At 46.3% G+C, this 12,816-nt stretch carries 13 protein-coding genes; 6 read left to right on the top strand and 7 right to left on the bottom strand.

Annotation, left to right across the window (positions count from 1 at the left end):
- Window positions 1-32: 32 nt before the first annotated feature.
- Together ACJJIT_RS10020 and ACJJIT_RS10015 are read left to right on the top strand one after the other, a co-directional pair.
- Complete coding sequence (locus ACJJIT_RS10020) at window positions 33-707, top strand: 2OG-Fe(II) oxygenase (protein ID WP_444900862.1); 675 nt, start codon at window positions 33-35, stop codon at window positions 705-707.
- 284 nt (window positions 708-991) lie between these two features.
- Window positions 992-3,619, top strand: a complete 2,628-nt coding sequence (locus tag ACJJIT_RS10015; RefSeq protein WP_444900861.1) for a TonB-dependent receptor — start codon at window positions 992-994, stop codon at window positions 3,617-3,619.
- Between the two features lie 143 nt (window positions 3,620-3,762).
- On the opposite strand, the gene ACJJIT_RS10010 is transcribed toward ACJJIT_RS10015, so the two are convergent.
- Window positions 3,763-4,599 carry a DUF4349 domain-containing protein gene (locus tag ACJJIT_RS10010; protein ID WP_444900860.1) on the bottom strand — a complete coding sequence of 279 codons (837 nt, stop codon included), beginning with the start codon at window positions 4,597-4,599 and terminating at the stop codon, window positions 3,763-3,765.
- Between the two features lie 197 nt (window positions 4,600-4,796).
- Between ACJJIT_RS10010 and ACJJIT_RS10005 the strand changes: the two genes are divergently transcribed.
- Entirely contained in the window at window positions 4,797-5,042 is a 246-nt protein-coding gene (locus tag ACJJIT_RS10005; protein WP_444900859.1) for a DUF2164 domain-containing protein, read from the top strand.
- A 49-nt stretch (window positions 5,043-5,091) separates the two neighbouring features.
- On the opposite strand, the gene ACJJIT_RS10000 is transcribed toward ACJJIT_RS10005, so the two are convergent.
- Window positions 5,092-6,036 (bottom strand): DMT family transporter, encoded by a 945-nt coding sequence (locus tag ACJJIT_RS10000; RefSeq protein ID WP_444900858.1) that lies wholly within the window; start codon window positions 6,034-6,036, stop codon window positions 5,092-5,094.
- A 103-nt stretch (window positions 6,037-6,139) separates the two neighbouring features.
- On the opposite strand from ACJJIT_RS10000, the gene ACJJIT_RS09995 reads away from it, so the two are divergent.
- Entirely contained in the window at window positions 6,140-7,045 is a 906-nt protein-coding gene (locus ACJJIT_RS09995; RefSeq protein WP_444885071.1) for a LysR family transcriptional regulator, read from the top strand.
- A gap of 117 nt (window positions 7,046-7,162) precedes the next feature.
- Window positions 7,163-7,765: a nitroreductase family protein gene (locus ACJJIT_RS09990; protein ID WP_252085787.1), complete on the top strand. Its 603-nt coding sequence runs from the start codon at window positions 7,163-7,165 to the stop codon at window positions 7,763-7,765.
- Between the two features lie 130 nt (window positions 7,766-7,895).
- On the opposite strand, the gene ACJJIT_RS09985 is transcribed toward ACJJIT_RS09990, so the two are convergent.
- From ACJJIT_RS09985 to ACJJIT_RS09975, 3 genes are all read right to left on the bottom strand, one after another.
- Window positions 7,896-8,372 carry an AgmX/PglI C-terminal domain-containing protein gene (locus ACJJIT_RS09985; RefSeq protein ID WP_444900857.1) on the bottom strand — a complete coding sequence of 159 codons (477 nt, stop codon included), beginning with the start codon at window positions 8,370-8,372 and terminating at the stop codon, window positions 7,896-7,898.
- 107 nt (window positions 8,373-8,479) lie between these two features.
- Window positions 8,480-8,986, bottom strand: a complete 507-nt coding sequence (locus tag ACJJIT_RS09980) for a GNAT family N-acetyltransferase (protein WP_444900856.1) — start codon at window positions 8,984-8,986, stop codon at window positions 8,480-8,482.
- Window positions 8,987-9,174: 188 nt separating this feature from the next.
- Window positions 9,175-9,504: a cupin domain-containing protein gene (locus ACJJIT_RS09975; protein WP_444900855.1), complete on the bottom strand. Its 330-nt coding sequence runs from the start codon at window positions 9,502-9,504 to the stop codon at window positions 9,175-9,177.
- A 121-nt stretch (window positions 9,505-9,625) separates the two neighbouring features.
- Here ACJJIT_RS09975 and ACJJIT_RS09970 point away from each other — a divergent pair, with 121 nt between their 5' ends.
- Complete coding sequence (locus tag ACJJIT_RS09970; RefSeq protein WP_444886089.1) at window positions 9,626-10,057, top strand: MarR family winged helix-turn-helix transcriptional regulator; 432 nt, start codon at window positions 9,626-9,628, stop codon at window positions 10,055-10,057.
- A gap of 37 nt (window positions 10,058-10,094) precedes the next feature.
- Here ACJJIT_RS09970 and ACJJIT_RS09965 read toward each other — a convergent pair whose 3' ends face one another.
- Both ACJJIT_RS09965 and pbpC read right to left on the bottom strand, forming a co-directional pair.
- Entirely contained in the window at window positions 10,095-10,466 is a 372-nt protein-coding gene (locus ACJJIT_RS09965; protein ID WP_444900854.1) for a hypothetical protein, read from the bottom strand.
- Between the two features lie 16 nt (window positions 10,467-10,482).
- Entirely contained in the window at window positions 10,483-12,801 is a 2,319-nt protein-coding gene (gene pbpC / locus ACJJIT_RS09960; RefSeq protein WP_444900853.1) for a penicillin-binding protein 1C, read from the bottom strand.
- Between the last annotated feature and the right edge of the window lie 15 nt (window positions 12,802-12,816).

Below are 12,816 nucleotides of genomic sequence, written 5' to 3'. Positions count from 1 at the left end.
GCCGTGCCTCTTATTGTTAGCAGGAAATAAACTTGGTAGCAGCCAAATCGTTAATGTCGCTCGGTGGCGATAACACTATAGATGAAACTCTATTTGCACACATCGCTAGGGATCTTACCGAGCAGGGCTATAGTATTCGCCATGCCGCACTACCCGAATCACTCTCCAGTGCGCTTTTTACCTATCAGCAGGAGATGAACGGAGAGAAATTTATTGATGCAGGGGTCGGGCGAGGTGACGATTACCTACGAAATGAATTCGTGCGAACGGATGAAATTTGTTGGATTACCGGAGAGTCTGCTACAGGAAGAGACTGGCTCAGCTGGGCGGGCCAGCTTCAGGTTTACCTCAACAGGCATCTTTTTCTGGGGCTCTTCTCATTTGAAAGCCATTTTGCCCATTACCGGCCTGGGGACTACTACAAAAGGCACTACGATGCATTTCGCGGAGAGGCGAACAGGGTGCTCTCATTGGTCGTCTATCTTAATCCAGGCTGGAGCACTGCGGATGCTGGTGAGCTTGTGCTCTACAAAGATGAGCAGGATAGGGTCGGCACCAAAGTAACGCCGTTAATGGGAACGGTAGTGACTTTCTTAAGTGAGGAGTTTCCCCACGAAGTTCTACCAGCTAATCGGGATCGCTACTCCATTGCAGGCTGGTTTCGGGTAAATACTTCAGTAACCGATCGGGTTGATCCGCCCCGTTAAATTAATGAGTTACCCGCTTAAAATTAACCTCTAGTGAGCCACCTACCTAGGTAAACCTACTAGTGCCCTGCGGTAACCGCAGGGTTTATAGGGTACTAAATCACCTTTCGATTAATTTAGAGATCCGATTGATCCTAATCGCGATCCGCCCCATCGTATCTCAGTTTCACAGAACTCTCCTTTTTGAGATTTTAACCTAGCCGACGTACAGCCGACGGCCCATAGGTAAGCCACGCATAACAATCAAACCGGCTTTCCTGTTGCAGCAGATTGGAGAGACATCAATGACAATTAAAAAACCACTTACCCTTGCGATTACAATGGCCAATATAGCGGTGGCCTCAGCCTGGGCACAGGAAGCTAGTAATCAAGAAGATGACTGGGCGTTGGAAGAAGTCACTGTTACTGCGACGAAGCGCGAAACCAACCTGATGGAAACTCCAGTAGCCATTTCCGCTTTCACCCAGGAAGAGTTAGATCGTCAGGGTATTAAGAATGTAAAAGATCTGGGCAGTACAATTCCCAATGTGGATATCGGCTATGATGCTTCTCAGTCTTCACCAGTGATTTCTATGCGTGGTGTTCGCTCTACCAATACTACTGAGTTTGGTGATCCAGCTGTTGGCTTACACTTCGACGGTATTTATTCTTCGCGCCCCCAGTCTGCAATGGCAATGATGTTTGACTCTGAAAGGGTAGAAGCCATGCGTGGGCCTCAAGGTACTCTTTACGGGCGTAACTCTACTGTTGGTGCCATTAATGTTATTTCAAAAAGACCGGTAATTAATGAGTTCGAAGGTTCCGTGGGCGTTGAGCTCGGTCGCTGGAATCAAGAGCTAGTCAAAGGCGTTATCAATATTCCGGTTTCAGACACCTTTGCTCTTCGTGCGTCCTTTATGGATGAGACACGCGATACCTACCTAACCGGGTACTATGACGTTAACCAGTGGGACAATCGCTATATTGATGCTGACTCTGTAGGTGCGAGCGTTTTATCTGATGACGCTTCAAGAACCTTTATTCAAGCGAATAACGCTGAAGGAGCCACAGACTATCAGCTGGTTAGGGCGGATGCTGAAGATTTTTATGGGAATGTTGATCAGCAAGCGGTGCGTATAGGTGCGTTATGGGAACCGACTGACGATATTTCTTGGTATGCCGTAGCGGAACACTATCAGGATAGTAGTGCAGGCGGCATCAACACTATTGACTGTGAAAAGGCTGAGCAGCGCGAAGATGGAACAACTTGTGAAACCTACTACGGCTCCGGTGCTGATGAGTACACCGTAGCGGTGAATGTACCAGGTGAACTTGATCTCACCATGACTTCATTCCGTTCTAACTTCCGCTGGGATTTCAGCGATACCATGGCGTTTGTGTATAACACCGGGTATGCAGTTCAGGAACGAAGCAACCTGATTGATATTGATGCTGGTCGCAATACCTGGGATATGAGTATGAGCATTACAGACTCAGAAAATGTCTCTTACTCCCATGAATTGCAGTTGCAATCTACAGGTGATGGTCCCCTACAGTGGATTACAGGTTTGTTTTATTTCCACGAGACCACTGATTTGAATGGTTACTTCCTGGCCTCATTAGATAATGCCGTATTCTGGCGGCAGCCGGACAGAACCATTGAAGCCAGCGCAGTGTTTGCTCAGGCTACCTATGACCTTACTGATACCCTTCACCTAACTGTTGGTGGTCGATATACGGAAGATGAGAAGAGTGATGTAGGTGGTAACAACCTGAGTTGCACTCGAGACTGGTCCACTGAATCAGATGAAGAGTATGGCTGCTTCCCTGCCTATTTACAGGGCACCTTTAATAGCTTCTCTACCAACCACTTTGCTGACAGCTCAATTTATACAATTGATACTTACAATGATACCAGCAAGAGCTGGGATTCATCCGACTTTCGAATTGGTCTCGATTATGACCTGACAGATGAAGTCATGCTGTATGCATATGTTGCAAGTGGATTTAAGTCCGGTGGTTTGGGTGATGTTGTCATCCAATATGAGCAAGACCCGGACACAGCTGAGTACATCTACGATGATGAGGGAAATCGGGTTGTTCAACAGGTAATTGACACTAGCTATGATGAGGAGAAGGTCATTACTTGGGAGCTAGGAGCAAAAGGTACTTTCTTGGATGGTCGACTAAATCTGGCTAGTACCTTCTTTTTCTCCGACTATAAAGATATGCAGCTAGCTGCACCTGATACTGCATACTCGTACTATGCGGTAGAGCGAGAAGGTGAGAACGCAGGTGAAATTACAACCGAGCCCGTCGTCATTTACCTTACTAAGAATGCTGCTAGCGCAGAGATTATGGGGCTAGAGTTAGAGTTTGACTGGGCCCCCTATCCGAATGGCCGAATCAGTGGTTTTGCTACCTGGATGCAAACAGAAATCACCTCTGATTTTCAGAACCGCTGGAATTTCAATAACCAAGCGTTATTCGAAATTTCGGATTACGGTTTAGCTCATGACAATACCAATGAAGAGCTCTTCCGAAATTTGAAGGGTAATGAGTTACCTGTATCACCTGAATTCAGCTTCACAATCAATTATGATCACACCTTTGAGTTGGCCCAGGGTGGTGCAATTATTCCGTTTATAGGCATCCACTGGGAAGATGAGTCTTACCTGACCTACTGGAATGTTGACAAGCACGACTTCCCCACTGGTGATACTTCTGCTTTTGATGACAGTCGTGATTCCTTCTGGATGGTAAATGCTTCCGTGAAGTATGTAAGCCCGGACGATCAGTGGAACGTTGAAGCCTTTGGTAATAACCTGACTGATGAGATTGTTCCCTACTACGCTGATGGAAGTGATGGCCTCGTATCTGGGCCATTCTCCACTCCAATGAGCTACGGTGTACGCTTTAACTACAACTTCTAAGTAGCTACTGTTACTCCATAGTAAAAAGCCGGGTCAATTTAGATGGTCCGGCTTTTTTTATGGCTCGTGAGTGAAGTCAAAACTTCTCACGAGTACTTTAGCCCATATCAAGACATGCGTGTATCTTGGGGCTATGTAAACTGCTAGGTTCTGGTTTTACGCCAAATTATGCGAATCAGATAAAATACCAATAGGGCGATAAGCATCCAGGGTAAAAGGTAGGCGATTGCAGTGATTGCCTCAGATAGCCCATCAGACAAATTTTCACCAAAATGAGATAGGGAGTCTAATATGGGACTCCAGAAAGAAGTATAAGATTTTGAGTGTAATTCAATTTCAACCACATCCATCTGAATTCGCTTGAGCAGTTTAGCTTTTTTACCTTGTGAATACTCAATATCAGATTGTACTGATGCTAACTTTTCAGCAACCTTTATTAGAGTATCAATGTCATTCGCAGATTTTTGTTCCAGTTCTATAAGTCTCGATTGATACTGGAGTAACATTTCAAGTCGTTTTTGACTGTCGATAATTACATCCTGTAAATCTTCTGCTTTGGTTTCCCGCTGTATCACTCCTCCTTGCTTTGATGCCAGATCAATGATTTTATCGACTCCGGTGGGGTGTATTCTAAGGTGAATCCTTCCGTAGGGCTTTTCATCATTACGGAGACTAGAATGCAATATAGTGCATTTTTTCTCCATCTCCTGTTGGCAAAGTAATTGGAGTTTGTGGAATACAGGTTCAACTTCTTCAGCAGGTAGTTCAGCTGTCAGGAAATGTTCGTAAGCAATATACTGATCTTGTTCATCTCGATTGCCCCCTGTGATAGGTTCCGGGAACCGGATATCTGCAACCCTGTTGCTGGTGGTGTGGGCATTGGGACTGTATGAAGTTGTTGATCTATCACTGCTTGATTCTGAGCAGCCAGAGCTACTGCCCAATATAAGCAGGGCAAAGAAGTAGTTAAAGAGTCTCATTTTGATCCCGTTTTTTAGTTAATCCGAATAGATTCGAATCTAACATTGTCCGGTTTGCTTATAAAGATATGCGCCGCTGTACATGTTGTTTACTTGGAGTCATGCATTTGGGATTCATTAAGGGTCTCAACATTTGTGTTATTCTCATATGGGGCTGAGTGTTTGTTCTAAATTTGTGTATTGATGGAAAATAAGTGATGTCGACAATAGAACTGGAAGAAAAGCGAAAGTTAGAGCTAATCGAAAAGATTAGGGAGTATTTATCTAAAGAATTTGAGTTGGAGATTGGCAGTTTTGAAGCGGAGTTCTTTATTGATTTTCTTGCAAAGGAGATGGGGGCAGGGTTTTATAATCAAGGTCTACATGATGCTCAGGTAATAGTGTCCTCTAAGTTGGAAGATATTTCTGATGCAATTTATGAAATAGAAAAGACTGTCGACTAGAAATATTGCCCCTATTGATGGCAATTTGATTCTATTGTTCTTGAGTTGTTCAGGGGTATTTTTTCTTGGGTTTTTCTGCCTGGATAAATAACATGGCTGCAAATACTAAGATTATTCCAGGTATAAAGTTGATAGAGAATTTCGTCATTTCCAATGCTGTAGCCAATGCCAGTACAAATACCGGATTCAAGAAGCTGTATGCTGCAACTTTGGTCGCCCCGATTCTTATTGTGCTAAATTGCAGTAGGAAAAAACTGATTAATGTTGTGAATAAGGCTAAATAGAATAGCCCTCCGTAAGTTTCGGCAGGTATATTCCGCCATTCTATTTGGCTTAAACTTGGGAATGAAAGCAGTAATAACCAGAGGGCGCCAAATAGAATAACCCAGAATGTCATAACCTCTGTAGGCTCCCCTGAGTGGACTCTCTTGATCAGTGGATTATACAAGCTGAGCGATATAGCACCTAAGGTGAATATCCAATCCCCTCTATTTAGATCCAGCGTTATCGCTGTTGTAATACTCCCTTCAAATACAATCCAGGCCGCACCCAATGTTCCAAGGGTAAGACCGATGACTTTGCGGGCGCTGCTACGCTCACCATTGATGATCAAGGCAAAGACGGCAGTCATTGCAGGAACGGTTGTAAAAAGGGCGCCGGTATTTACTGCTGTGGTGTATTTGAGCGCTTCAAACATACACCAGAAAAAGATAACCAATGGGATGCTGAGTAGCGCATAACCCAGTAGCTTTTTGGGGTGTGGAAGCTGAAATCCATGCTTTAGGAATATGAAGGGCGCAAATAACCCTGTTGCAATTAAGAACCGAATCATCATCAAGCAATCCGCCGGTAACGAATCGGCGATTAACGCACCAACAGGAAATGAGCCGGCGACCAGTAATGTGCAGGCTATCATCAAGCCGTGAACCCACCACAATGATGTGCCACTGCTTGCCGTTGCTGTAGGGTTGATACCCCTTGAAAGTTCACGCATGACTCTTCCCTCAATAAAAGCGAGATCAGAGTAACTCGTTTCTGATAAACTGATAATCCATCAATTAAGATACATACTGTTGAGAAAAAGGAAACAGTAGTTTATGGAAAGTTTTGCAGCCATACCGGTATTTGTCACAGTGGCCGAAACCGGTGGCTTTTCCCCGGCCGCCAAGTTGCTGGGGATATCCAAGTCTGCAGTTAGTAAACGGGTCAGTCAGCTGGAAGAGCAACTTGGGGTAAAACTATTGCATCGCACCACCCGCAAGCTGAGCCTGACCGAGGCGGGCGAGCACTTTTTTCAGCATGCCCGAATCGCTTATCAGGCCGCACAGGACGCTCAGGATGCAGTGACTCAGCTTCAAGGTGAGCCTCAGGGGCGCTTGCGAATCAATGCCCCAATGTCCTTTGGCAGGTTGCATTTGGCACCGCTTATCCCAGTGTTTCTCAAGCGCTATCCAAAAATCACGATTGATCTGGTGATGGACGATAAGGTGGTAGACCTGATTGGAGAGGGGTTTGATATCGCTATCCGTGGTGGTGACCTGCCTGATACCAGTTTGATTGCCCGCAAGCTGGCGCCTCTGCAAAGCGTGCTCTGTGCCTCTCCCGCGTACTTGGAAGAGTTCGGCAAACCGATCGAGCTTGAACAGTTAACAGAGCACAATTGTTTGATGTTTACTTATTCCAGGGATGTAAAAGAGTGGAATTTTATTCAGGATAACCATCTGCACACCATAGAAGTCAGGGGTAACTACCAGGTCAATAACAGTGAAGCGCTGCGGGAAGCCATTCTCCAGGGGCTTGGCATCGGCCGCCTGCCGACTTTTGTCGCGGGAGCGGATATCAAGAGTGGTCTCCTGGTGCCGTTGTTTGAAGAATATCAAATGCCGGCCAAGACTATTTATGCCGTATTTCCGGAGCGGCAGTATATGCCTGCCAAGGTACGGGCCTTTATAGACTTTGCCATTGAGTATTTTGGTGGCGACATTCCCTATTGGGATTGCTAGTTTGTTAACTTTTTCTCAACAATCATTTAACAAAAGAGCCCATTATCAAGCCAGGAGAAACCCAATAAGCTTTCTCTCATCGACATACACAAGATGATTAATTGTCAGAGGGAAATTATGGACCTGTTCACTGCTGTTGAAACTCGCCGTTCGGTCAAGCATTACGATGTATCTGAAAAGATGACATCAAGTGAGTTTAACCAGCTTATCCAAGCCACAATGTTATCGCCAACATCCTATAACATTCAGCATTGGAGATTCCTGCGAGTAACAGATTCCAGGCTTCGAAGCAGGCTTAAAGATGCTGCCTGGGGTCAACAGCAAGTGGAAGATGCGTCTGAGCTGATTATTCTTTGTGCAGATATAAACGCTTGGAAAGATCGACCAGAACGCTATTGGGCTGATGCACCCAGAGAGGCGAGGGAACTTTTAGTCCCGATGCTAACTGACTTCTATAGAGATAAACCTCAATTACAGCGAGATGAAGCAATAAGGAGCTGTGGCTTAGCGGCGCAAACCATGATGCTTGCGGCAAAAGCACTGGGCTATGACACCGGCGCACTGGTTGGGTTTGACTCAGATAAAGTGGCCGAGCTTATAAACCTGCCAGAAGGTTATCTGATCGGAATGATGATAGTCGTGGGTAAGGCTAGCAAAGCAGCGAATGGACGTGGTGGCCAGTTAGCATTGGGTGAAGTGTTATTTGAAAACCAATTTTGAGCATAACTTACATACCGTAGTTTAGTATTTATGCTTGCAATCTGTAGGCTGTTCTTGTGATCAATTATCCATATCTCCGCTAGTGGGATAATTGATCACAAGTGGATTAGAGCACAAAGTCAATTGGCGGTTATTGGGTGGGCAAAAAATGAATCGGGTAGTGAATTGTTGTTCTTCGTGTGTCGCTGGCACCGAAGTTAAATTCCTGAATCTTTGTCATTAACTGATCGGTAAACAGCTTGGAATCGAGGCTGGAACTGGCCAATGCGATATTGGCGACTTCGCCACTTGGTTCAATATTGATAATAAATTCCGCTCCGCCTTCAAGGTCAGGGTCTTGTTTGCGCGCACTCAAGTATAAACGATAAAGCTGGCCTTTGTGTTTATCAAATACCTGCTGAATTTCTACTCTGCTACGCTCTCGCTTTTTCTTAACGGTTTTTTTAAGGGTGGCATCTGCTATGGATGGTGGTTTTTTATCAGAGAAGTTGGCGTTTCCGCTTTGATCGACCCACTGATAAATTTCCGCGCTTGCAAGATTACTGGAGAGTGTGAGACTGATACAGAATAAGCTTTGATAAGTAAATCGGTTCATTTTTCCATTCATACTTCGATATTCTTGACCAAGTACTTAGTCTGCTTTAGGTGCTACCTCCAGGGGGAGATTAGCGTATTGATTGGTTAAACCTAAGGTTCGTGAATTTTCTGTAACAATTAATCGCCAGGCTTTACAAGGTATCTTTGTACAATTTTCCCATCTGCTTCGATCTCAGAATCCAATAATCCACCACATGCCTTAATTGTATTGGCAGAGGCGGGGTTGTCTTTGTGACAGTGAATGTGAATTGTCCCGGCTTTCATTTCCTGAAGCCACTGGATCGAGAGCTCCATCAGGCGTTTACCGTACCCTTTACCTCTATACTTGGGTCTGATCCCCAAACCAATGTGCCCACCGCAGTGGGTAATTCTATCGTTCAGGTAGTGGCGAATATTGGTGACGCCTACGATTTCAGTTTCATCAACAAGCCATAGTGTAGAACTTGGGACAAAGCCTTCCGGTAGGTTTTTACCCTGTGCAAAGTTAATGAGCTTTTGGATGAGAGCTTCGAAGTCCGCATGATCAAAATCCATAGGAAAGGGATAGCGCTCTTCATCACCCAACTCTTTTATATATTGCCGATAACTAGCCTCATAGATAGCTGAAGGGGGTACTAATTTCAAGGTAATGCCTGGGAATTCGAGTAATGAATAGGGTGAAAGCAAAATTTAGCATATAAAAATTAGGTGTGTAATCTCTAAAGAATTGTTAAAACATTTGAGTTGGCAGAAGGGGATAGAGGGACGGGTGTAAATGACTGCATCTCGGGTGCCCTATGCCAAGAATAGGGCACCAAGACGGTAAAAAAATTTTAAGCCGCCTGGAATTTCAACAAGACAGTACATCCTGTTTCTGACTGGGGAATATGTGCTGAGCCAATGGGGTTGTGAATAAATGATCCCTCAGGATGATCGTCTCTGCCATCATTAAAGACCCCGGAAATCACAAAAATTTGTTCTGCACCGTCAACATGTGTTTCCACACCTGGGAATCTGGCTCCAGGTAGAAACTCGAAGACAGAAACCCAGCTTCCTGCTTCCTCTCTCCAAAGACTTCTCTCGAATATGCCGGGAGCAACCTCCCTGGCTTCAATATTCTTCCAGTGACTAGACGTGATGCCAGAAAAATTCACTTGATTCATAGCAGTACTCTTCCATCTTAAACAACAATATTATGCGCGCAAAGTATTGTTGTTTAAGTTCGGGTTTACCGTCAAGTACTTTGCGCGCATAATATATAGGTCTGTTCAGAGAGTAATCAAGATGACTCCAAAAGAGTTCAATCTCCAAGAGTTGGTGTGTTTTGCCTTATATTCAACAGCGAACTCTATGGTGCGTGAATACAGGCCGGAGCTTGATCAGTTTGATCTTACCTACCCGCAGTTTCTGGTGATGATGAGCCTTTGGAATGAAGACTCTGTTTTTATCAAAGAGCTAAGCCATCAGACTTACCTGGATGCAGGCACCTTGACTCAAGTGCTGAAACGCCTAGAGGCTAAAGGGTTTATCGAGAGGCAAAAGTCCAGCGTGGACGAGCGGGCAAAAGTGATTGTCCTCACCCGAAAAGGGCGCGATCTAAAGCAGAAAACCTCTCATATACTTGAAGATATGGCCTGCAAGGTCAGATTAACGGCTGAAGAGCAACAGGACTTGACCTCACTGTGTCATAAAATTTTATCCCGGCTGAAAAAATAGGGTTGGACCTTATTCAATCGTCCATCACTTTGGTTTGTTATTTATGATTTTTTAATAACTCTTTGGCTTTGTTTGGAGCTGACTCATAACTTGGGTATTCAGGAGCCCTTGATGCACAAAGACTCAGTAGCTTTATCGCTTCCTTTTTCTGATTGACTTTAAGGTAAGCTATCGCTAGAGAAAGTTGTGCATCTGGTAGGCAGTAGTGGGGCTTTAGATCAATGGCTCTTTTTAAAACCGCTATAGATTGTTTCCAATGATTTAATTCTTGGAGGCACATACCATAAGCGATGTAATATCTTGGGTCATTAGATGAGGCCGTTAACTGTGAATACAGCTGAATAGCTTGAGAAAGCTTCCCAGAAGTTTGGAGCTCACAAGCCCTGCGATAGCTTTTATCTCTGTCCATATTGATAGTGCTAAATTTAATCGTTAATTCCTACATATATTTCAATCCGATCCACATTCCCGCTCTCATCCAACACTGTAATTTGATGCAGCCCACTCTGTGGTGAGAGTGCAAAATTTTGAGTGCCCAATGTTTCATCCTTGGGTTCGCCGTTGATAAACCAGTAGCGTTTCCCTTGTCCTCCTATCGCGCTGAGATTTATACGTGGTAAAGGAGCGCTGTTACCGGTAGGAAGGTATTGGTTACCATTGCTGGCACCGACAATTTTCAGTGGGGTACCCATAGTTGCGGTTGGGGCGTTACATTCGGGCGCTGTCGGTGGGATTTGTTGGTTCCGAGTTTGGTTGGTGGGCAACCAGGACTCCAGCTCCTTTGGCCACAGGGCAAGGCTTCTCTTTGTAGCAGAGGAGTCCATACAGCTGGGTTTTACCCGCAAGCCCTGTTGGTTGGCAAAGAAGTGGTAAGTTTGTGCAGCACGTAAAGGTTCTCCTTTTGGGGGGAGGGTTCGGGGCGCCCGGCCCTGGATAAGCCAGGCATTGCGCTGTTGGTGGCAGAGTTCATCTTCGGTTAACGACTTCTGGCCTCCTAACGGCCAGCAGATTTCTGTTTGGATTATTGATTCGGGTCTTGCCAGGCGTTGCTGCTTGTTACCTGGTAGAGATGAAATCACTGCGTTTAACAATGGAGTTGCACTGATGGAGCCGTAGTAGCCGGGGAGGGGGGTGCCGTCTGGGCGACCTACCCAAATTCCTACGGTATAGCTGGGGGTTACACCGATCGCCCAAGCATCGCGGTAGCCGTAACTAGTGCCTGTTTTCCAGGCAATATCTGCTTTGCTTTGCCTTACCAGATTGCGCCAGCGTCGTGAGCCACCACTGTTGGAAGCCAGCATTTCGAATGTAATCCAGGCGGCCTCTGCAGACATCAGGTACCGCTCTCGCAGTGGAGTTTCGGGTAAATAGCGAGGTGCTGCGGATAGCCCGCCGCGCGCTAGGGCTGCATAAAGTCCGGTGAGTTGGTCCAGGCGGGTGCCAACGCCACCTAAAATCATGGCTAGATTAGGTTTGCCGCCGCTGGGGAATTGCAGTGAGAGGCCGGCATTTTCCAGTGTCGCTGCGAATCGGCCGGGGCCGTAGTACTCCAGCAATTGCACGGCTGGGACATTGAGAGAGCGCTGCAAAGCGGCAGTAGCACTGACCGGGCCGGAAAAACCACGATGGAAATTCTCTGGGCGGTAATCTCCATAAATTCGCGGTGCATCACTGAGCAAGGAGGCGCTGTGGATCAGGTCTCCATCGATTGCCAGTCCATACAGAAATGGTTTGAGAGTAGAGCCGGGCGAGCGCGTGGCTCTCGCCATATCTACATAGCCATATCGACGTTTGTCACCGAAATGAGAGGCTCCCACATAGGCGCGTACAGATAAGTCGGAATTCTCCAGTACTATAACGGCGGCAGAAGTTTTCTGCGGATAGCTCTCCATATGATCACGAAGATAATCCTCCAGCCCCCGCTGAATATTGCCGTCGATAGTGGTGTTAATCACCTCTTGATCACTGATGGTTTCTACCAGTCTGCGCGATAAATGCGGCGCGTTCTGTGGAAATTCCAGACGCTCCGCATAGACGTTTTCTAGCCGCGCGCGCTCGACTTCGTCTTTGCTCCAAACGCCGTAGGCCTGTAACCGGGTCAGAACTTTGTCCCGAGCTTTTTGTGCTCGATTTGGGTACCTGTCCGGTCGCAAGCGACTGGGCGCTTGGGGTAATACTGCCAGGAGTGCCGCTTCGGCGTGGGTGAGATCGGCGGAGGATTTACGCAGGTATAAACGGCTGGCGGCTTCCACGCCTTCAATATTGCCGCCGTAAGGTGCCAGATTGAGGTAGAGATCGAGAATTTCCTGCTTGCTGAAATGCCATTCCAATTGCAGGGCGCGCAACATTTGTTTGGCCTTACCGATTAAAGTCCTGTGATGTGGATCTAGCAGGCGCGCTACCTGCATGGTCAGGGTGGAGCCACCGGAGACCACATGTCCATTGCGAAGGTATTGGCTGGCCGCCCGAACGAGCGCAAAGGGATTGATACCTGGGTGCTGATAAAAATGGCGATCCTCATAGGTGAGTAGTGCCTCGATAAATCGTGGCGCTACTTCATCTTGCGTGATGGGGTAACGCCACACGCCGCGATTATCAGCGAAGAAACGCAGTGGCTTACCATGGCGATCAGCCACTACCCGCGCAAAACCATGTGTTTCAGGCAAAGGTGGGGGGAAAATAGTATCCAGGGCCAACAATGTGACTAAAAGAAAGAAAGGTGAGATCAGCAGCACGCGAAACATGCGGCTGCTGTTTTT

The sequence above is a fragment of the Microbulbifer mixtoriginis (SeqCode) genome (assembly GCF_052467515.1).
The sequence above is the reverse complement of the archived record's forward strand: the minus strand, read 5'-3'. Positions and strand labels throughout refer to the sequence as shown.